The sequence below is a fragment of the Morganella morganii genome (genome assembly GCF_019243775.1).
In the GTDB taxonomy this organism is placed as follows: Bacteria; Pseudomonadota; Gammaproteobacteria; order Enterobacterales; family Enterobacteriaceae; genus Morganella; species Morganella morganii.
On the sequence record NZ_CP069157.1, the window covers coordinates 3,493,069 to 3,515,387 of the forward strand.

General features: G+C 48.9%; 17 protein-coding genes and 1 pseudogene. 10 read left to right on the forward strand and 8 right to left on the reverse strand.

What is annotated here, in order from left to right:
• Positions 1 to 9: 9 nt before the first annotated feature.
• The 4 genes from JL661_RS16730 to JL661_RS16745 all read right to left on the reverse strand — a co-directional run bounded on the left by JL661_RS16730 (position 10) and on the right by JL661_RS16745 (position 4,884).
• Positions 10 to 1,476, reverse strand: a complete 1,467-nt coding sequence (locus JL661_RS16730; protein WP_062773338.1) for a fructuronate reductase — start codon at positions 1,474 to 1,476, stop codon at positions 10 to 12.
• Between the two features lie 67 nt (positions 1,477 to 1,543).
• On the reverse strand, positions 1,544 to 2,728 hold the full coding sequence (gene uxuA / locus JL661_RS16735; protein ID WP_004237929.1) for a mannonate dehydratase: 1,185 nt from the start codon (positions 2,726 to 2,728) through the stop codon (positions 1,544 to 1,546).
• A gap of 320 nt (positions 2,729 to 3,048) precedes the next feature.
• Positions 3,049 to 4,359, reverse strand: coding sequence for a TRAP transporter large permease (locus JL661_RS16740; protein WP_004237928.1), 1,311 nt, complete (start codon positions 4,357 to 4,359; stop codon positions 3,049 to 3,051).
• A gap of 21 nt (positions 4,360 to 4,380) precedes the next feature.
• Positions 4,381 to 4,884: a TRAP transporter small permease gene (locus JL661_RS16745; protein ID WP_004237927.1), complete on the reverse strand. Its 504-nt coding sequence runs from the start codon at positions 4,882 to 4,884 to the stop codon at positions 4,381 to 4,383.
• A 258-nt stretch (positions 4,885 to 5,142) separates the two neighbouring features.
• Here JL661_RS16745 and JL661_RS16750 point away from each other — a divergent pair, with 258 nt between their 5' ends.
• The 9 genes from JL661_RS16750 to JL661_RS16790 all read left to right on the forward strand — a co-directional run bounded on the left by JL661_RS16750 (position 5,143) and on the right by JL661_RS16790 (position 16,578).
• Positions 5,143 to 6,123, forward strand: coding sequence for a TRAP transporter substrate-binding protein (locus JL661_RS16750; protein ID WP_015422348.1), 981 nt, complete (start codon positions 5,143 to 5,145; stop codon positions 6,121 to 6,123).
• A gap of 141 nt (positions 6,124 to 6,264) precedes the next feature.
• On the forward strand, positions 6,265 to 7,026 hold the full coding sequence (locus JL661_RS16755; RefSeq protein WP_370597971.1) for an FCD domain-containing protein: 762 nt from the start codon (positions 6,265 to 6,267) through the stop codon (positions 7,024 to 7,026).
• Between the two features lie 296 nt (positions 7,027 to 7,322).
• The gene (locus tag JL661_RS16760; protein ID WP_004237924.1) at positions 7,323 to 8,468 is read left to right on the forward strand and encodes a trans-sulfuration enzyme family protein; all 1,146 of its coding nucleotides are present in this window, start codon (positions 7,323 to 7,325) and stop codon (positions 8,466 to 8,468) included.
• Between the two features lie 37 nt (positions 8,469 to 8,505).
• Positions 8,506 to 9,951: a Na+/H+ antiporter NhaC family protein gene (locus JL661_RS16765; protein WP_004904626.1), complete on the forward strand. Its 1,446-nt coding sequence runs from the start codon at positions 8,506 to 8,508 to the stop codon at positions 9,949 to 9,951.
• A 30-nt stretch (positions 9,952 to 9,981) separates the two neighbouring features.
• Positions 9,982 to 11,001, forward strand: coding sequence for a D-cysteine desulfhydrase (locus JL661_RS16770; RefSeq protein WP_004237922.1), 1,020 nt, complete (start codon positions 9,982 to 9,984; stop codon positions 10,999 to 11,001).
• A 682-nt stretch (positions 11,002 to 11,683) separates the two neighbouring features.
• Positions 11,684 to 12,253, forward strand: a complete 570-nt coding sequence (locus JL661_RS16775; RefSeq protein ID WP_032098619.1) for a fimbrial protein — start codon at positions 11,684 to 11,686, stop codon at positions 12,251 to 12,253.
• 63 nt (positions 12,254 to 12,316) lie between these two features.
• Positions 12,317 to 13,003 carry a fimbrial biogenesis chaperone gene (locus JL661_RS16780; protein ID WP_062773341.1) on the forward strand — a complete coding sequence of 229 codons (687 nt, stop codon included), beginning with the start codon at positions 12,317 to 12,319 and terminating at the stop codon, positions 13,001 to 13,003.
• Between the two features lie 96 nt (positions 13,004 to 13,099).
• Entirely contained in the window at positions 13,100 to 15,523 is a 2,424-nt protein-coding gene (locus JL661_RS16785) for a fimbria/pilus outer membrane usher protein (RefSeq protein WP_225310073.1), read from the forward strand.
• Positions 15,524 to 15,660: 137 nt separating this feature from the next.
• Positions 15,661 to 16,578 (forward strand): fimbrial protein, encoded by a 918-nt coding sequence (locus JL661_RS16790; protein WP_225310072.1) that lies wholly within the window; start codon positions 15,661 to 15,663, stop codon positions 16,576 to 16,578.
• Between the two features lie 39 nt (positions 16,579 to 16,617).
• On the opposite strand, the gene JL661_RS16795 is transcribed toward JL661_RS16790, so the two are convergent.
• From JL661_RS16795 to acs, 4 genes and pseudogenes are all read right to left on the reverse strand, one after another.
• Positions 16,618 to 17,196, reverse strand: a complete 579-nt coding sequence (locus JL661_RS16795) for a hypothetical protein (protein ID WP_004237917.1) — start codon at positions 17,194 to 17,196, stop codon at positions 16,618 to 16,620.
• 122 nt (positions 17,197 to 17,318) lie between these two features.
• Positions 17,319 to 18,974 (reverse strand): cation acetate symporter, encoded by a 1,656-nt coding sequence (locus JL661_RS16800; RefSeq protein ID WP_049241443.1) that lies wholly within the window; start codon positions 18,972 to 18,974, stop codon positions 17,319 to 17,321.
• On the reverse strand, positions 18,971 to 19,282 hold the full coding sequence (locus tag JL661_RS16805; protein ID WP_004237915.1) for a DUF485 domain-containing protein: 312 nt from the start codon (positions 19,280 to 19,282) through the stop codon (positions 18,971 to 18,973). Before JL661_RS16805 ends, JL661_RS16800 begins: the two co-directional genes overlap by 4 nt.
• Before the next feature lie 73 nt (positions 19,283 to 19,355).
• Positions 19,356 to 21,310, reverse strand: a pseudogene (acs, locus tag JL661_RS16810) (acetate--CoA ligase).
• A gap of 369 nt (positions 21,311 to 21,679) precedes the next feature.
• Between acs and sodA the strand changes: the two are divergent.
• Positions 21,680 to 22,300 (forward strand): superoxide dismutase [Mn], encoded by a 621-nt coding sequence (gene sodA / locus JL661_RS16815; RefSeq protein WP_004237912.1) that lies wholly within the window; start codon positions 21,680 to 21,682, stop codon positions 22,298 to 22,300.
• The last annotated feature ends 19 nt before the right edge of the window (positions 22,301 to 22,319 follow it).

Consider the following 22,319-nt stretch of genomic DNA (forward strand, 5'->3'; position numbering starts at 1 on the left):
TCTCCGGGATTACAGTGCGGCAACGGCCTGACGGGCACCGACATCAAGTAACTGCTGATACGCGCGTTTCACCGCATCAACAAAGCCCTGCTGTTTCGGCAGGCTGTCACCGAAAATGGATTCAATTGCCAGCAGCTCATCCACCACCGCCACAGACAGGCCGTGTTTTGCATAGATAGCCGCGAAGGTTTCTGCCAGCGGGTCACGCACATCGATTTTGTTGCCCTGCTCATCGGTGCCGCTGACATAACGCATCCAGCCCGCCACGCCCAGCACCAGGTGGCGGTAATCGCTGCCGTCCGCAATATGCTGCGCTACCGGGTCCAGCAGACGCTGCGGGAGCTTCTGGCTGCCGTCCATCGCAATCTGCCAGGTCTGATGTTTCAGGGACGGGTTGGTAAAGCGGTCAATCAGGTTATCCGCATAGGCGACCAGGTCGGTTTCTTCCGGCATGGTGAGGGTCGGCGCCTGCTCATCCAGCATCAGTGCACGGGCGGCTTTGCGGTAATCCGGGTTGGTCATGGTATCGGAAATATGGGCATAACCACCGAGATAGCCGAGATACGCCAGGAAGGAGTGGCTGCCGTTGAGCATCCGCAGCTTCATTAATTCAAACGGCACCACATCCTGCACAAACTGTGCACCGGCGCAATCCCACTCAGGGCGGCCGTTCACGAAGTTATCTTCAATCACCCACTGACGGAACGGCTCACAGGCGATAGCACAGTTATCTTCCGTTCCCAGAAGCTGTGCGATTTCCGCCAGTGTTTCCGGGGTGGCAGCCGGGACAATGCGGTCAACCATGGTGCACGGGAAAGTGACATTGGATTCAATCCACGCCGCCAGCGCCGGATCCTGTAACCGCGCCAGGCCGAGTACGGCTTCACGGGCAACATGACCATTCTCACGGACGTTGTCACAGGAGAGCACAGTAAACGGCGGCAGACCGCGTTCACGACGGCGTTTCAGTGCTGCAGTGATGTAGCCGATAGCAGAGCGCGGGGTCTCCGGTGTGGCCAGATCCTGTTTAATCAGTGCATTTTCCGGGTCAAGCTGCCCGGTCGCCGGATCGGTGCAGTAGCCTTTTTCGGTCACAGTCAGGGAAACAATACTGACATCCGGAGACGCCATTTTCTCAATCACCGCATCAATACCGTCGATCAGCGGGTGCATCGCTTCCTTCATTGAACCGATAATTTTCAGCTCTGTTTTATCCGCCCCTTTCTCCGCCACGGTATACAGCATGGACTGGGCTTTCAGCCCTTCGATCAGTGCCGCATCCTGTGCCGACATCAGGTTAACTTCGCAGTAACCCCAGTCGCTGTCTGTTTTTTCTAATACGTGATGGGTATACAGCGCCTGATGTGCGCGGTGAAACGCGCCGCAGCCGAGGTGAACAATACGGGTGGTGAGACGATCAGTCGTCCAGTCAGGACGCGTTGCGGTGATGTCCGCAGTGACAAGATTCTTTTCCATTACAGGCTCCCGGGGAGCAGGCTGCGGGAGAGATCCCGCAGCCCGGCAGGTACAAAGGTATGAGATATTATTTTGTATAGAATGCGCGGTGAATACCCATTTCCAGACCACGGATTTCAGCCAGCCCTTTCAGACGGCCGATGGCGGAATAGCCCGGGTTGGTTTTCTTCTTCAGGTCATCCAGCATCTGATGGCCGTGATCCGGACGCATCGGGATCAGGGACTCAGAGCCGCTCTCACGGCGGCGGTTCTCTTCGGCGGCAACCGCGCTGATCACATTATACATATCCACATCACCGGCCAGATGCGCCGCTTCGTGGAAAGTATTCGGGTTTTCTTCGCGCATGGTTGAACGCAGATGCAGGAAGTAAATCCGCGGACCAAAGGTCTGAATCATATTGACCAGGTCGTTGTCAGCACGCACGCCGTAAGAGCCGGTGCACATGGTGTAACCGTTGGCATCACTGTTGACGGTATCCGCCATCCACTGCATATCTTCAATCGTGGAGACAATGCGCGGCAGGCCGAGGATAGGACGCGGAGGATCATCAGGATGCACAGCCATTTTCAGGCCGCACTCTTCAGCCACCGGAATGATTTTATTCAGGAAATACGCAAAGTGCTCACGTAATTTCGCTTTATCGATACCGGCGTAACGTTTCAGGTGCTGGCGGAATTGTTCAAGTGTATAGCCTTCTTCCGCACCCGGAAGACCGGCAATAATATTGTTTATCAGTTTTTGTTTTTCGTCATCCCGCATGGTTTCAAAGCGGGTTTTGGCCTGCGCAAGTTCTTCTGCGGTGTAGTCCTGCTCAGCCCCTTCGCGCTGTAAGAGGTAAATTTCGAACACCGCAAATTCAATCTGATCAAAACGTAATGCTTTTGAGCCGTCCGGCAGCTCATATTCCAGGTCAGTACGGGTCCAGTCAAGAACCGGCATGAAGTTGTAGCAGACAGTATAAATCCCGCAGGCGGCGAGGTTACGCAGCGATTGCTGATAGTTGGCAATCCATTTTTCATACTCACCGGTCTGTGTTTTGATGTCTTCGTGGATAGGCACACTCTCAACCACGGTCCATTCCAGATGGTTAGCTTCAATCAGCGCCTTGCGCTTCTGAATTTCGTCTGTGGTCCAGACTTCACCGTTCGGGATATGGTGCAGCGCTGTCACGATACCGGTAGCGCCCGCCTGACGAATATCAGATAAAGTAACCGGATCTGCCGGTCCGTACCAACGCCAAGTTTGTTTCATACTAAACCTCGTTTATGCTCCGCGAATATCATCACTGTGTATTTGGTTGACCAATTAAATCCCCAGTGTGGCGAGTATTGCTGTCAAACCTTGCTGTCACGTGTACAGCGTTGTCATCTTCCTATCAACACAGAGAGACGTCAAGCCTGAAAACAATATTGGTCAACCAATATCACATTTTGTTTTATGATTAATTTATTGTTTTTACTGTAAATAAAAATACATCAACGAAAAGTGCGTTTTTGTTACTTTCATTTCACTAAATCGGTAAACCAAAACGGTCACTCATCCGGCAGGGCAGATGAGTGACAACACCGGTATTACGATGGTGTATAGTTCAGGACTAACTCAGGCAGCCACAGGCTGAGCTGAGGGAAATAGGTCACCACCGCCAGCGCCGCAATCAGTGCGATATACATCGGCACCAGTGGTTTCAGGACTTTATCAATACTGACGCCGCCCACGGAACACCCGACAAACAGTGCGCTGCCGACCGGCGGGGTACAGATACCGATAGCCAGGTTGAATGTCATGATGATCCCGAAGTGTACCGGGTCAATCCCCATATCCATGGCGACAGGCAGGAAAATCGGGGTGAAAATCAGCACCGCCGGCGTCATATCCATAAAGATACCGACAATCAGCAGGATGATGTTAATGACCAGCAGGATAGTCAGCGCGTTATCGGAAATCGCCATCAGACCGTCAGCAATCAGATACGGCAGATCCGCGTTCGCCATCGCCCATGACATCCCCATGGAGGCACCGATCAGGAGCAGCACGATAGAAGTCGTCACTGCCGATTCCAGAATAATTTTCGGCAGGCGGCTGAAACTGACTTCACGATAAATAATCACGGCCAGAACAAAGCTGTAGATTACGGCAATCGCGGATGCTTCTGTCGCGGTAAAGATACCGGCGATAATCCCGCCCATAATCACCACGATCAGCATCAGTGACGGAACAGCTTTCCAGACGGTTGAGAAAAACTCATTCCATGTCGGGCGCGGTGCAACCGGATAACCGCGTTTTTTCGCGATAATCCCGGAAACGATCATCAGAGACAGCCCCATCAGGATGCCCGGAATATACCCGGCCAGGAACAGCGCGGCAATCGACGTACCACCGGAAACCAGCGAGTAAACAATCAGCGTGTTGCTCGGCGGGATCAACAGACCTGACGGGCAGGACGCAATATTCACCGCAGCGGACAGTTCCGGGTCATACCCCTCTTTTTTCTGCATCGGGGACATGGTGCCGCCGACCGCAGCCGCAGAAGCCACTGCAGAACCGGAAATCGCACCAAACAGCATGTTCGCCATGATATTCACGTGCAGCAGTGAGCCCGGCAGACGACCGCCGATCACTTTTGCCACATTAATCAGCCGGGCAGCGATACCGCCCTGGTTCATAATGTTACCGGCGAGAATAAAGAACGGGATCGCCAGCAGCGAGAAGTTATCCACCCCTGCCGCCATACGCTGGGCGACAACAGTAATCGCGGAGTCGAGCGGCAGCGTCATGGCTATCGCCACTAACGATGACAGGCCGATAGCGAAGGAAACCGGAACACTGAGAACCAGCAGAAACGCAAAGGTGCCGAAGAGCGCGGCAATCACATACCAATCCATAATTAACCTCTCATCGCACCATTAATGGCTGTCAGTCAGTTCAGTATTTGCTGAACCCGGCTGAAAGAGTGAAAAGATATCAACCAGTGCATACATAATCATCAGTAAGCCGCTGATTGGTAAACAGAGATAGATGTAACCCATCTGCCAGCCCAGTGCCGGGGTGATCTGACCGCTTTCCAGTGTGGAAGAGACCAGTGTGCTGCCGCCGTACACCAGCACAATGCCTGCAAAGGCAATAATGGCAATCTGGATAAATAAACTGACAAACTGCTTTCTTGCACCTGACAGTTTCATAACGAGAAGATCAATCGCGAGGTGCCGGTGTTGTCCTGTGGTGTAAGCCGCACCAATCATGGCGACCCACATAAAAAGGTAACGGGCGAGTTCATCAGTAATGGTACTCGGGGAGCTGAGGATATAGCGGGATAACACCTGCCATGTCACACAGAACACCAGGAATGCTGATAAACAGATAGTAAAAACAGCAAGCCCTTTATTAATCAGCGCTACAAGGTTTTTCATTGGCCTTGTCCTTGTTCTTATTTTGGTTAACCAATTTGGCAACTGTCACACCAAATACAAATTTTGCTGTTCGAGCATAGTCTATCCCGCTGAAAACAGTGAGTGACGGTGATCACATTATGATTTGGTTAACCAGAGATTGGGGTTATTTTGTGATAGTGGTCAACCAATGAAGGTTTACCTTTTGACCACTTAGTGACTTGTGATTAAGGTGAGACAACATAATAAGAAGCTCATTTTCCTCCGGAGAACCCTAACGTGAAAAACAGCAAACGTATCCTCAGCACTGTTATCGGCGCGGTATTTGCTCTCAGCGCTACCCAGGCTTTCGCCGCCACCACGCTGAAACTCAGCCATAACCAGAACCGTGATCATGCTGTTCACAAAGCCATGACACAGTTTGCGGATGACGTAAAAACCAAAACAAACGGTGACGTCCGCATCCGTATCTACCCGGACGCGCAATTGGGCAACCAGCGTGAATCCATGGAATTAATGCAGAACGGTGCACTGGATATCGTCAAATCCAATGCTGCTGAACTGGAAGCTTTCTCACCGGCTTACTCCGTCTTTAACCTGCCTTACCTGTTCCGTGACAAACCACACTACGAAAAAATTATCTACGGTGATATCGGACAGGAGATCCTCGACTCCAGCAAAGACAGCGGGTTTGTCGGTCTGACTTACTATGATGCGGGCGCGCGCAGCTTCTATGCCAAGAAACCTATCCGCACACCGGACGATCTGAAAGGTCTGAAAATCCGCGTACAGCCGAGCCCGACGGCTATCTCAATGGTAAAAGCACTCGGCGGTAACCCGACCCCGCTGGCTTACGGTGAACTCTATACCGCCTTACAGCAGGGCGTGGTGGATGCGGCAGAAAACAATATCCCGTCCTATACACTGAGCCGTCACAGCGAAGTCACCAAGTTCTTCTCTCTGGATGAGCATACAATGGTGCCGGATGTGCTGGTGATGTCGACCAAATCACTGGATAAGCTGACACCGGAACAGCAGGAAATTGTGAAGCAGGCAGCCAAAGACTCCGCACAGACAATGGCGAAACTCTGGGAAGCCTCAGAGAAAGAAGAACGTGCGAAAGTTGAGAAGCAGGGTGTTGAATTTATCACCGTTGATAAAGTCACCTTCCAGGATGCGGTAAAACCGATGTATGACGATATTGCCAAGTCCAACCCTGAGTTATCCAAAATGGCAGATCGTATCCGCGACGTGAAATAATCTTCGTTGCACCTCTCAGATAAACCACCCTGTATTACCAATATTGGGTGGTTTATTTTATATTATAGTCATCAAAATCATTTTTGGTTGACCAATATCTGGTAAACTGACTCCGATTTCATTTTATTTATGGCACCACAGATGACTCAATTTATCGAATCAAAACGTCCTTATCAGGAAGTTGGCCACGCATTGCGTCAGATGATCACCAATATGCACTATGCTGTGGGTGATAAGCTTCCTCCTGAGCGCGAAATTGCTGAGATGCTCAGTGTGTCCCGTACCGTGGTACGCGAGGCACTTATTATGCTGGAACTGGAAAACCTGATAGAGGTCCGTAAAGGATCCGGTATCTATATTACTGACCTGCCGCATCAGAAAGACGGTTATACGGATAACGGTTCGCTCAATGCCGCCGGTCCGTTTGAGCTGTTACAGGCGCGGCAGCTGCTGGAAAGCAATATCGCGGAATTTGCCGCCACCCAGGCCACACCGGTGGATATCGCCAATATGCGCAGTGCCCTGCAGCGGGAACGCGACGAACTGAAAACCGGGGAAGATGAAACCGGCGACCGCGAGTTTCACCTGGCCATCGCGCAGGCGACCCATAACAGCATGCTGGTGGAGTTACTGAAACAATCCTGGGCATGGCGGGAAAACAACCCGATGTGGCTGAAGCTGCATACGCGCATCACCAATAAAGATTACCGCAAAGAGTGGATGACCGATCACCAGGTGATCCTCGCCGCCATGATTAAGAAAGACCCGGCGGCGGCCAAAGAAGCCATGTGGCAGCATCTGGAAAATGTAAAACAGCGCCTGCTGGAGCTGTCGGATGTCGATGACCCGGACTTTGATGGTTATCTGTTCAATTCCTACCCTGTTGACCTGGTGCGGAACTGATCCCCCTGCACACCTTTTTTACTCTCAGACACCAGAAACCGGGCAAAATCAGCCCGGTTTTTTTGACCGTAAAATAAAAATAATAACCTTATTATTCATAGTGTGATTCACCTCTCATTCATATAAAACATGCAATTGTCTGATATATAACACTTATTTTATAACAGAGAAATTTATTCTCTGCCGTCTGCGGCAGCGGAATTTTTTTTAGAAAATTTTTTCTGACTACCTGTGCCACTATCCGGCCATTACAATAACCATTAAATATTCATCGCATATTTTACAGGACACCAACTATGAGTAAGAAAATTGCCACTGTGCTGATCCACGGCGGACAGCAGCAGGATAAAGTAAACCATGCTATTTTCCCGGCGATCACCACCGCCAGTACGTTTGTGCAGACCAGCCTGAGCGAACACGGCGAATATGCCTATTCCCGCGTCAGTAACCCGACCCGCCACGCCTATGAAACACTGCTGGCCGATGTCGAGGAAGGGACTTACGCCACCGCGACCGCCTCCGGTGTAGCTGCTGCGGCACTGGTGCTGAATATCTTCCCGCAGGGCTCCCATATTATTGCGATGAAAGGCGTGTACGGCGGGACATTCCGTCTGTTTGAGCGCGTGGCAAAAGAGAACTGCGGCCATGAGTTCGATTATGTTGATCTCAATGATTTAGCCGCAGTACGCAGCAAAATCAAAGACAATACCCGCATGATCTGGATAGAAAGCCCGACCAACCCGTTACTGGAACTGGTTGATATTGAAGCCATCTGCGGACTGGCCAGAGAACACAATATCGTAACCTGCATCGATAACACCTTCGCGACACCGTGGAACCAGAAGCCCCTGACCATGGGTGCGGATCTGATCATGGTCTCCTCCAGTAAATATATCGGTGGTCACTCTGACTTGATCGGCGGCGCGGTGATCACTAACCGTGACGATCTCGCGGAAAGACTGAATTTCCTGAAAACCACCACCGGCGCGATTGCCTCTCCGTTTGATGCTTATCTCGCTCTGCGCGGCCTGAAAACCCTGGCACTGCGGATGGCGGCACAATGCAGCAATGCACAGGCCGTGGCGGAATTCCTGTCCGGTCACGACAAGATTGAAAAAGTATTTTATCCGGGCCTGAAAGATCATCCGCAATATGAGTTATGCAAAAAACAGATGCGCACCGGCGGTGCCGTGGTCACTATTCAGCTGAAAGGCGGCCTCGCAGAAACCGAAGCATTTGTGAAAAAACTGCGCTATTTTGTGCTCGCTGAATCGCTGGGCGGCGTGGAAAGCATGGTGAATCACTCCGCGACCATGTCCCACGGCTCCATGACCCGCGAAGAGCGCGAATCCATCGGTGTTTTTGACAGCACACTGCGTTTGTCTGTCGGCATCGAAGATATCGGCGATTTACTGGCTGATTTACAGCAGGCTCTGGCCTGACACAGCATCACTACCACAATAATAAAAGAGAAAGCGTATGCAGGACTATGGTATCTGGACGGTCATTACCCCGGTCGTCACAATTATTCTGGCCATCTGTACCCGTCAGGTGATTTTATCACTGCTGATCGGGATACTTGTCGGCTTTACTGTTATTCATGATCACAACCTCTTACTGGGGATCCGCGCGACCCTCGAAGGGATTATTGATGTCTTTAAATCATCAGGAAACGCCAAAACCATCATCTTTATGCTGATGATTGGCGGGATTATGCGGCTGGTCGTGGTGACCGGCGGTGTACGGGCGCTTGTCCGCCTGCTGACCAACAAAACGCAGATCATCAAAGGCCGCAAAGGTGTTCAGCTGCTGGCGGTGATTATCACGTCCCTGATTTTTATCGAAAGCTCGATTAACCAGCTGGTTTCCGGTGCTTCCACCAAAGCGCTGGCAAAAAAATACGGCGTGCCGCCGGAGAAAATGTCTTACATCATCCAGACCGCCTGTGTGTCTGTCTGTTCTTCCGCCATGATCAACGGCTGGGGTGCGGCAATGATGGGCGTTATCGGTGTGCAGATCTCTCAGGGGCTGATCACCGGCGAACCGTTTGATATCCTGGCACATTCCATGGTTTACAACATCATGGCCTGGTTCTCACTCGCCAGCATTCTGTTCTATATCTTCAGTAATGTCTCCTGGGGACCGATGCGCAAAGCAGAAATGCGTGCGCAGGCACTCATCAGCTCTGCGGATGTTATCACCGGTACACCGGAAGAAACGCACGACGAGCCGGAAGATGATAAAGACATTATTGATCATCCGAACTGCCATACTTCACTGAACTTCTTTATCCCGATCCTTTCCACCATTCTGATGGTGCCGGTCGCGCTGTATATCACCGGTGACGGCGAGTTCAGCAAAGGCAGTGGTTCCACCTCGGTTTACTGGGGCGTAATGTTCGGGACGGCGGTGTCATTTGTCTGGTTCCTGGCGCGCCGCGTGATGAATGTCGATACCTTCTTTAAAGAGCTCTATATCGGCTATGCCAATATGATTAAAATCAGCTCGGTGATGATCCTCGCCTTCCTGATGGGCTCTGTCTCTTCCGACCTTAACACCGGTGCCTATATTGCTCAGGTGACATCAGGGGTTATCGCGCCGGGCTTCTCTGTCGGCTTTATCTTCCTGATCAGTGCCATTATGTCACTGGCGACCGGCACCTCCTGGGGTACATTCGCCATCATGATCCCGATTGGTGTGCAGCTGGGTCTGTCTGTCGGTATGCCGCCGGAATATATGATTGGTGCGGCTATCGCCGGGTCTATCTTTGGTGATATGACCTCCCCTATCTCCAGTGATGCGATCGTGGCATCGATGGCGACAGACTGTGACCATATTGAGCATATCCGTACCCAGATGCCGTATGCGGTATTAACCGCGAGTTTTGCGCTGGCCGTCTATCTCTGGTTAGGATTCACCTACTGAGTATGACTGCGAATTCAATAAGGAAATGATATGTCTTCTTCTGTAAACACTGCCGGGGCAACCCGGCTGCAACAGACACTGGCGCAGTTCAGTAAGCTTAATCTGCTCAGCGGTGTCACGCCGCTGAATAAACTGAATAATCTCTCCCGCCTGCTGGGACGGGAGATTTACATCAAACGTGATGATCTGACACCGCTGGCGGCAGGCGGCAACAAGCTGCGCAAACTGGAATTCCTGATGGCGGATGCCCTGGAAAAAGGCGCACAGTTTATTGTCACTGCCGGAGCCATTCAGTCCAACCACGTCCGCCAGACAGCGGCTGTTGCGGCAATGTACGGCCTGAAATGTGTGGCGCTGCTGGAAAACCCGATCGGCAGTCAGGAAGCCAATTTTCTGAATAACGGCAACAAGCTGCTGACGGATTTATTTGGCACACACTGTGTGATGTGTGATGCCCTGACTGACCCGGATGCGCAGATGCAGGCACTGATCAACCATATGCAGCTCAGTGATGCGTATATCGTGCCGGTCGGCGGCTCCAATATGCTGGGTTCCCTCGGCTATGCGGAGTGCGCCATGGAAATCGTGCAGCAGACACCGGAAGGCACAGAATTCGGTGCTGTCGTGGTCGCCTCCGGCAGCGCCGGAACACACGCCGGGCTGTCTGCCGGATTACAGCTGGTGATGCCGCAGACCCCGGTTATCGGTGTCACCGTATCGCGGGTATATGCTGACCAGGCGCCGAAAGTGGTTAAACTGCAAAACGAACTGGCACAGCTGTTTGATATTGAAACACCGGCACCGATTGTGCTGTGGGACAGCTATTTTGCCCCGGAATACGGCATGCCGAATGCCGGCGGGCTGGAAGCCATTGAACTGCTGGCGCGTCACGAAGGTATTTTGCTGGATCCGGTTTACACCGGTAAAGCCATGGCCGGGCTGATTGACCAGGTTCGCAGACACCCGGAAGATACTTCACCACTTCTGTTTGTGCACACCGGCGGTGCCGCCGGACTGTTCGCTTATCAGGAAGTGAGCGCAGCAATATAAAGCTGTCCGCCATAATATTATAATTTACAGATAACATCTGACAGATACCGGCAATATCCCCTGTTCCGGTATCTGTTATTTCCCGCCTCTCTGATAATACCTCTCATTTCCGGAAAAAATCACACATCAAATTCCGATGTAAATCATTATTCAGGCCGATAAAAAATCATTTCCTGTGTTCTTTTTTAAAAAAAATACGCGTGTGAGATGTAAGTAAATAATGCATTTCCTCCCCGTTTTTCTTTCATTTATTATTACTCAACCTATTGATATTTAAATCATTACTTACTATTCATTTTGTTCACATCCGGTGAAAAAGAAATAAGATAAAATAAATACAATAAAAATACACATAAAAATCAAAAGATTAAATCCAATACTAACAGCGCAATAGTTTGAAACATCAGATTACACAGAGATACACCGCAGGGTATTCTCAATACATTATTTCGATATACTCATTCTGTGAGTTATTCAGAGACACTCATATATCTATAAATTAAACCAGACAAATAGTAAGCAGCAGAAAAAATAATCTTCAACTCCGGACAATGAAAATTGTATTTATCATTGCCAGAATTATTTCTGCCTTTATTCATTATTGTTTCGCATAAAACACCACGATCTCATTCTTATTCAGCTGACACTGAATAATAAAAAACTCATTTAAATAAGGTTTAAGATGAAAAAATCTATAATTGGTAAATCATTAATTTCTGCATTACTTGCCGGTACTGCTATGAGTGCATCCGCAGTTGATCAGACAGGTACAATTTCCTTTAAAGGCTTTATTTATAATGCCACCTGTTCGATTGATCTTAACGATACTAACTCTCCTAATGTTGATGTGTTAATGGGTCGTTATCCGACCAGTGCATTTACAGAAACCGGCACTATGGTTGGCGGAAAAGATGGCTACGGTGAACTGAATATTTCATTAACAGACTGCCCGGATCAGGGAAAAGTAAAATTACAGTTACATGGTAAGCCAAAAGATGGTGATAACGAGCTGTTAGAATTAGATAACCCGAACGCAAGTACAACGGCTAAAAATATTGCTGTCCTTATATTTGAGAATGGTGATACCAATAATGACCCTGTTGTGATTGATGGCTCAAAAACAGAGGAATATAACGTATCTTCCAGCGCATCATGGAAGGGAAGTTATACCGCATACTACTACAGTACCGCTGACGACGTTGAAGCCGGCCAGGCGGATGCAACGCTGAATTATACGCTCTCATATAATTAATATTTATGCGCAGATGAAATACTCTGCGCGCCCTCACTATAATAAAATAACCAAGGCTTAATCATGTTCACTAAAACAAATATTCTCTCTGCTTGTGCATTACTTCTTTTGGTATCAGAAAGCTATGCCGGTTTTGGTTTAGAAACAACCCGCGTTATTTATCATGAAAAAAATAACAGCGAGGGTGTTGTTGCCTTTAATACCGACAAAGGCAGAAATTATCTTTTGCAGTCATGGGTTGAAGATAAAGCAGGAAATGTCAGCCCTGATTTTGTTTCAACACCACCACTCGTCAAATTACGGGCTGAAAAAAAGAATACATTACAGATCACAAAAGTGGCGTCATTACCGGCTGACAGAGAGTCTCTTTACTGGCTGAATGTTAAGTTTGTGGCGCCGAGTGAGGAAGGCCAGGAAAACGTTCTGCGCTACTCGATGACCAACAGAATAAAAATCCTGTATCGTCCGGCGGCTCTCGATAACAGCCGTGATATTGAAACCTATGCGAATAAGTTAGACTGGTCTGTTTCAGGTAACCGCCTTACGGTTAATAACAGCACGCCTTATTATGTAAATATTTCAAAAATAACGGTTAACAACCAGGAAGTAAAACTGCCTGCCGGATATATATCGCCAAAATCGGCAGAGACAATAACGGCCCCGCAGGCAATTAAAGCACCTGCAAATGTAAAACTGACATACATAAATGATTACGGTAAAGCCGTTGAATTAAGTTATTCTGCTAAATAACAGATGATAATGATGATGAAAAAATATCATAATAAAAACCATTTTATGTCATTATCCGTGATGCCTGTCCTTATGGCAGGGACATCTTTCTCTGTTATGGCTGATGATTATTATCCGGCCAGCCTATTTAACATTCCCGGCAGCAACTCACAACTGACTAATGAAGATGTCAATGTTTTCAAAGAAAATGATAATGCACCAGGAAAATACAAAGTAACTCTTATTATTAATAATAATAAAATTACCACAAAAGAGATTGATTTTGTTCTGAGAAAAAACAACGCCGGTAATGAAAAGCTCATTCCCTGTTTTTCAAGAGAAGAATGGGAAAACACAGGACTCGATTTTCCGTCATCAGATAATGATGATACCGGTGGCTGTTTTAATATCAATGACATTGAATATACGCATGGCTATCTCGACCTTAACACCCGGATTTATGCACTGACAACACCACAGTCATACATTAATAAAGATAAACTGGAAGCATTAGAGCAGGAAAACTGGGATAATGGTATCCCTGCACTTTTTGTTAACTATTTATTTTCGGCAGTAAATCGTCAGCACAATGGCGAAACAAAAGACAGCTATTATGGAAATATCCAGACCAGAGTCAATCTGGGTGCATGGCGTTATCAGAATTATTCCACCTGGATGAATGATGACAATAATAAAAACAAATGGAAAAATATCAGTAATACCTTATCGAGAAACATAAATTCACTGAAAAGTGAATTTACTGTCGGTAATTTATATTCATCATCACAGTTATTTGATTCTGTTAAATTTCGTGGTATTCGTCTGACAACAGACAGAACCATGGATCCGGTCAGTAAAACAAACTATGTTCCGTCAATTTCCGGCATGGCAAATTCAGAAGCCGTTGTCACTGTTGTTCAGAATGGTGAAATTATCCTGAGACAAAGTGTTCCTGCCGGTCCGTTTAATCTCACAGAATATTACCCGATGAGTAATGGCGGAAACCTGTATGTTAATGTTAAAGAAACTGATGGTAGTGAGAAAAATTTCATCGTTCCTTTCTCTTCAATTTCCACACTGGAAAAGAAAGGAAATATGCGTTACAGCATTTCCGGCGGAACCTATGACAGCAATAACAAAGGTAACGGAAAGAAAATCAATCAGGCAGAAATATTTTATGGCCTGACCGATTTTGTCACCGTTTTCGGCGGAGCATTTGTTGCCAAAGATTATCAATCCGGCGGTATCGGTGCTGCATTTAACTTTGGTGCTTTTGGTGCAATCACAGCCGATATCCTGCATGCAAAAGCAACTCTTAATCACGATAAAGCCTCTGCCGGGAATGCGTTTCGCGTTAACTACTCGAAGAGAATAGAAGCAACAAATACCAGCGTATCCCTGGTGGGTTACCGTCACTTTGATGCTAAATTTTATCGTTTCGAGGATGCAATGTCATATGATGAAAACCGGAACGACCATAATAAACTTAAAAATGAATACACTTTATCACTGAATCAGCCTGTTTTTTCCGGCAATTCATCGCTTAATCTGTCGACTGTTATTTATGAATATACATCCGGTAAAAGACAAAAATCCTATAATGCCGGGTTCAACAGCTCATTTAACAAAATGAACTACGGTATATATTATAATTATTATCAGGGCACAAGAACTGAGAATGGTAAAAATAATACCTATAATGTCAGTATGAACCTTAATATTCCGCTCAATATTAAAGATAATACCATCTGGGCAAATTATAATATTTCTTCCGATGCCGATCATCAGACGTTACAGACTGCCGGGCTCAGCGGGAATTATGGTGAGAACCAACAAGGCAGCTGGGATATTTATCAGAGTCAGGGTAATAAAGGCACCGGGAATTCAGGCGGTCTGAGTAGTTCCTATCGCTCACAATATGCGTCTGTTAATGCCGGTTATTCATACAGTAAAAATAATAAAAATCTCAGCTATGGCATGAATGGTTCATTGCTGGCCACACAATATGGCGTAGTTACCGCTCCCGCATTGCAGAATACCAATGCACTGGTACTGACCAAAGATACTGCCGGTGTGGGTATCATTAACGGTCAGTCTGCTCAGACAAATAATTCGGGCCTTGCTGTTGTTTCCGGTATGACGCCATACCGGAAAAATAATATTGTGATTGATACTCAGACCATCCCCGGTGATACCGAGATCGAAAATAATATTATTAACGATATTGTTCCGACAAAAGGCGCACTGATTCTGGCCGATTTCAATGTGAAGAAAGGCTACAAACTGCTGATCACACTGAAAACACCTGATAATAAAGAAATACCGTTAGGCGCAAAAGCAACGATGGGTGGTGATACTGAATACCTGGTATCTAATTTTAATACGCTCTATTTCATTGCGGATAAAGAAAAAGGTGATATCCGCGTGACCTGGAAGCAGGACGGAAATATGCAGCAATGCATTATCCGGTATGACATTACCGGCACTTTACCCACGAACGGAATATATATTACAAAGCTGAATTGTCAGCGGGAGATTTGATGAAATACTGTCACCTGATAAAAAAAACCAGACATCTGATATTATCTCTGATAATTACCGCAGGCGGATTAGGTACGGCCGGCCATGCTTATGCACTCGAGGACTGTATCAGAGGCGGAAATCAGAACCATTCCACAATGACGTCAACCATCAATCTGCGTCTTACCGGCAGTATAAAGCAGAATCAGGAAGTCGGCCGCTTCACATTTGTCCGTGAAGGCGGTATCGGCGGCGTGGCAGACTGCGGACCGAATGCCGGTATTCACGGCTATACCAGCTACAGTGAAGGCAGTGGTATTGTCGCCAAGCATTATGGTGATATTGACGGCTATCCTGCATATCATATTTATCCGGGCGGAGATCGGAATTTTGTTTATGTTCTGATCGATAACAGAACCGGTATGCATTTTCAAAACCAGCCGGGAAGTAATATTCCGGTTCCGGCAGGTCCGCTCCTGCCGCTTGACTTAACAGTTATTATTTATGCCGCAAAAGATAATCCGGATACGCTTTCTTTAACCGGCGGAGCATATATTGGTACTGTCTTAATTCAGGCATATAACCCCGGCGGCGGCACAACAGCGGTAGGATACAGTTACAGACTGAAAGGCAAGATTGAAAGCGCACCGTCATCATGTTCGCTGGAAAATTCTGACCTAGAATTTAAATTACCACGGGCACCGGTAAATGCCTTTTCGTCCAAAGGATTTCCGGACGGTAATTATAAAGCTGAAGATAATTTATTTATTTCATGTAACGGCGATCTGTCTGCTCATATGAAATTAATGGCGGCTAAAACAGAAAATTATAACGGAAAAGAGTCTGTTATCGTTCCTGATGATGAAGGTAATAATAATGCGTCCGGTGTCGGTTTTGTTGTCACATCACCGATGAATAATGATGCCGTACTGGTTAATCAGGAGTTTGTTAAAATCGCGGACTTACAGGACGGAAAAACACGTGTTCCGCTTGTTGCTGAATATTACCGCTATGGCGATTCCGTTAAACCCGGCAGGCTGGAAGCAAACACACAATTTATTCTGCAGTTTGACTGATACAGCAGCCGTCCGGATCTCCCGGACGGCTGCTGCTGTTCAGCTGATACCGGTGCATCCCCGCCATGCCATCGGTACTGTGGCAAGATTATAGAGCGGCGTACCCAGCAGGTAGTGGTCATACACCGTCAGCCCCGGCGTTTTATCTTTTTCCATCGCGTAATATTCAACGGGCAGAATAAACGAGAGTAATAACAGCGAGATACCGGCATTACGGATAGCACGGCGCGGCAACGCACGGCTCAGCAGGTGAACCACCGCGAAATACGCCACAGAAACCACGATAAAAAACAGTACGATACCACTGTTTTCAGACAGGAAATCACCGGCTGATAACGGATAGCCCTGATGGAGCAGCTCAGGAAGGTTCGTCAGATATTCAGCGCCCGCCTCGCGGCGGAAAAGCGCAGAGGCAGATAAATTCAGCCCCCACAAAATGGTCAGCAGGCCAACAACTATTTTGCCCGCGGTATAGCGGCAGAGATACACATTCGCCAGCAGCAATAATGTGCCCATCACCGTAATTTTCACATTGTACTCCGCCCCCGGTCCGCCGGATAACACCGCCGGTGCCAGAGCAATCAGCACAATCAGTAAAACAGAAGAAAACAGACGCATAAATTAACTTTTAAATAACATAAACAAGCGGGTTGCAGTAAACCATTAACAACCTGATAAAACAAGTGCCGGAGAGAAAGAAAAACGCGGCCTCCGGAACGGAGACCGCGCTGTGACGTCTGTCAGTGAGATTTACCCTGCTCGATTCCGATGCCAATCTGAGAGCGGATAAACTGCGCCTCAAAGCGGCTGCGTTCTTCCTGACCCTGTGCGGAGTTATCCGTCACAGACACCAGCCAGGCCGCAATAAAGGCAGCAAACATTGAGAAAAGTGCCGGATATTCATACGGATAAATCGCTTTTTCGTGCCCGAGAATATTGACCCAGATAGTCGGTCCCAGGATCATCAGGATCACAGCGGTTAATAATCCCAGCCAGCCTCCGGCCAGTGCACCGCGTGTGGTCAGGCGTTTCCAGTACATGGAGAGCAGAATGATCGGGAAGTTACAACTCGCCGCGATAGAGAAAGCCAGCCCCACCATAAAGGCAATGTTTTGTTTTTCAAACAAAACACCCAGCCCGATGGCGACAATCCCGAGAATAATCACCGTCACTTTGGAGACTTTTAACTCATCCCGCTCATTGGCCTTGCCGTCTTTGATAGCACAAGCGTACAGATCATGGGAAACCGCAGAAGCCCCCGCCAGGGTCAGCCCGGCAACAACCGCCAGAATGGTCGCGAATGCCACGGCGGAGATAAAGCCGAGGAACAGATTACCGCCGACCGCATCCGCCAGATGCACCGCCGCCATGTTGGTGCCGCCGATCAGTGCCCCTGCCGCATCCTTAAATACCGGGTTCGGGCTGACCAGCAGAATGGCGCCGAAGCCGATAATAAAGGTCAGGATATAGAAGTAGCCAATGAATCCGGTGGCATAAAACACACTCTTACGCGCTTCTTTGGCATCACTGACCGTGAAGAAACGCATGATAATATGCGGCAGCCCGGCGGTACCGAACATCAGCGCCAGCCCCAGAGATAATGCGGAGATCGGATCCGATACCAGCCCGCCCGGGCTCATAATCGCCAACCCGTTTTTATGTACCGCAACCGCGTCTTTAAACAGGGTGTTAAAGTTGAAATCTACAGCTTTCATCACCATCAGTGCCATAAAGCTGGCACCGGCGAGTAACAGAACCGCTTTGATAATCTGCACCCAGGTCGTTGCCAGCATGCCGCCGAACAGGACATAAAACACCATCAGGATGCCGACCAGCACAACCGCCACGATATAGTTGAGTCCGAATAACAGCTCAATCAGTTTACCGGCCCCGACCATCTGCGCTATCAGATACAGCGCCACCACCACCAGCGAACCGCTGGCAGACAGCACACGAATCGGCCTGGCTTTCAGACGGTAAGAAACCACATCCGCAAAAGTGTAGCGCCCGAGGTTACGCAGACGTTCCGCAATCAGGAACAGGATCACCGGCCAGCCGATCAGGAAGCCGATGGAGTAAATCAGGCCGTCATAACCGGAGGTGTAAACCAGTGCGGAGATCCCGAGGAAGGAGGCGGCAGACATAAAGTCACCGGCAATCGCCAGTCCGTTCTGAAACCCGGTAATTTTTCCCCCGGCGGTGTAATACTCCGCACGGGAACGTGTCCGTTTTGCCGCCCAGTAAGTGATGTACAGTGTCAGGCCGACAAAAACCAGAAACATAATAATGGCCTGATAGTTTACCGGCTGGCGCTCCACCGGCCCGCTGATGGCATTCGCGTGACTGAGCAGCGGAAACAACAGGGATAACAGAAGAGCAGAAAGGCGCGTTTTCATTGTTTCACCCCGCTGATGATTTCGGCGGTCAGACGGTCGAATTCACCGTTTGCGCGGATGGTATAAATACCGGTCAGGACAAACGCACTGACAATCAGCCCGACGCCGACAGGTATCCCGCGGGTAATCGTCAGACCTTCGCCGAGTGGCGTACCCAGCCATTGCGGGTCAAAGGCTATCAGAATAATAAAGCTGACATACAGCACAAGTGTGATAGCGGACAATGTCCATGAGAACCGACTGCGCTTTCTGACCAGTTCCTGAAAGCGAGGGTCGTTCTCCACCTGCTGATAAATGGATGCGCTCATTGAGGATACTCCTCTGTTTTTGTTATCCGGAGTGTCAGTGCCGCACAATGCGGCACTGACTGAGGTTAGCGTGCTAATTCATTTTGATGGCCTGCTTTTCTTCGAGCAGTTTTTCGACCACACCGGGTCGGCCAGTGTTGATACATCACCCAGATTACCGGTATCACCGGCGGCGATTTTACGGAGGATACGGCGCATAATTTTACCGGATCGCGTTTTCGGCAGAGAGTCGGTCCAGTGCAGAATATCCGGGGTGGCAATCGGGCCGATTTCTTTACGGACCCAGTTCCTCACTTCCGCATACAGCTCTGGTGTCGGCTCCTCGCCGTGATTGAGTGTGACATAGGCATAAATAGCCTGCCCTTTGATACTGTGCGGGATCCCGACCACGGCCGCTTCGGCAATTTTCGGGTGTGAAACCAGTGCGGATTCCACTTCGGCGGTACCGAGGCGGTGCCCGGAGATATTCAGCACATCATCCACCCGCCCGGTGATCCAGTAATAGCCGTCTTCATCACGGCGGGTACCGTCCCCGGCAAAATACATACCTTTAAAGGCGGAAAAATAGGTCTGTTCAAAACGTTCATGATCACCGAACAGAGTACGGGCCTGGCCCGGCCAGGAGTCGAGGATCACCAGATTCCCCTCGGTTTCGCCGTCCAGAATTTCACCCTGGTTATCCACCAGCGCAGGCTGAACACCAAAGAACGGGACGGTCGCGGAGCCCGGTTTCAGTTCAATCGCCCCCGGCATCGCACCTATCATGCAGGCACCGGTTTCGGTCTGCCACCAGGTATCGACAATCGGGCAGCGGCTGTCACCGATAGTTTTGTAATACCACTCCCAGGCTTCCGGGTTAATCGGCTCGCCGACTGATCCCATAATGCGCAGTGATTTGCGGGAGGTGTCTTCAATCGCACTGAGGCCTTCAGCCATCAGGGCGCGGATAGCGGTCGGTGCGGTATACAGGATATTGACCTGATGTTTGTCGACAATCTGGCACATCCGGTTGACCTTCGGATGGTTCGGTACGCCTTCAAACATCAGCGTGATGGCCCCGTTGGAGAGCGGGCCGTAAACCAGGTAGGTGTGTCCGGTTACCCAGCCGACATCCGCTGTACACCAGAACACTTCATCACCATGATAATCAAAGATATATTTAAATGTCAGAGTGGCATAAACCAGGTAACCGCCGGTGGTGTGCAGCACGCCTTTCGGCTTGCCGGTGGAACCGGAGGTATAGAGGATAAACAGCGGATCTTCCGCATTCATCTCCTGCGGCGGACAGTCCGCACTGACACCACTGACAGCATCGTGCCACCAGATATCACGCCCTTCCTGCCACTCCACCGGATTACCGGTGCGGCGGAAAACAATCACACTGCTGACTGTGGTCACACCCGGGTTTTTCAGGCCGTCATCCACATTTTTCTTCAGCGGAATAGTACGCCCGGCGCGCAGACCTTCATCTGCCGTGATCACCATTTTTGCCCCGGAATCAATGACACGGCCGGACACCGCCTCCGGTGAGAACCCGGCAAAAATCACCGAGTGCACCGCACCGATACGGGCACAGGCCAGCATGGCGACCATTGCTTCCGGTACCATCGGCATATAAATCGCAACCACATCACCTTTGCGGATCCCCTGCTGTTTCAGGACATTGGCAAACTGGCAGACATCATGATGCAGTTCACGGTAAGTGAGTGTGCGGGACTCATCCGGGCTGTCACCTTCCCAGATCACCGCCGGTTTATCACCACGCTCCGCAAGATGCCGGTCAAGACAGTTAGCACTGAGATTCAGTGTGCCGTCCTCAAACCATTTAATACTGACATGGCCCGGATCAAAAGAGGTGTTTTTCACCCGCGTATAGGGCTTTATCCAGTCTACAATCTGACCTTTCTCACGCCAGTAGCTGTCGGGATCCTCAACAGACCGCTGATACTCGTCCAGATACTGCTGATGATTGATTAGCGCGTTTTCTGCAATTGCTTCGGGTACAGGATATTTCGTTATTTTTGTCATGATGCATCTCCTTTCAATTGTTAATGCTATGTCAAAATCACGTTAAATAAAGTTACCTTTCTGCCTTTGTTTCTTTTTTGCGCTAAAGATCACGGATTGAAAAAGGGGGTATTCACAGCGTTATCATTTGATGCGAAAACCTCCGGCGATATAAAAAATTACCCGTAGAATAAAAAATAGTGCATGACATCAGATGATAAGCAAAAGCTAAAATATTTAACTAAAATAAGACAGTAAAATAACAAATAAAAAAAATCCGCACAGATCGTACAGATCTGATAATCGTTTTCATTATCATCTGTTTCATTATAATGTTTAGCCTGTTCACACACGGTGTGAGCGGTTCGGTCAATTACTGGAGTTATAATTATGAGCTATGTATTACCTGCATTACCGTACGCTTATGATGCGTTAGAACCGCATTTCGATAAAATGACAATGGAAATTCACCATACCAAACATCATCAGACGTATGTGAATAACACCAACACCGCGCTGGAAGCCTTCCCTGAGATGGCAAATCTGGATATCGACGATCTGATCGCACAGCTCGATAAATTCCCGGCGGACAAACGTACCTTTATCCGCAACAACGCCGGTGGTCATTCCAACCACAGCATGTTCTGGAAAGGCCTGAAAACCGGCACCACATTACAGGGCGATCTGAAAGCAGCGATTGAACGCGATTTCGGCAGCGTTGAGGCGTTTCAGGCTGAGTTTGAAAAAGCCGCCGCAACCCGTTTCGGTTCCGGCTGGGCATGGCTGGTGCTGAAAGACGGCAAACTGGCTGTGGTTTCCACCGCCAACCAGGACAGCCCGCTGATGGGTGAAGCGATTTCCGGTACTTCCGGTTATCCGATCATCGGTCTGGATGTGTGGGAACACGCCTATTATCTGAAGTTCCAGAACCGCCGTCCGGATTACATCAAAGCATTCTGGTCTGTGGTGAACTGGGATGAGGCAGCAGCGCGTTTCGCTTCTGCAAAATAAGTCCTGAAATATGTGCGGA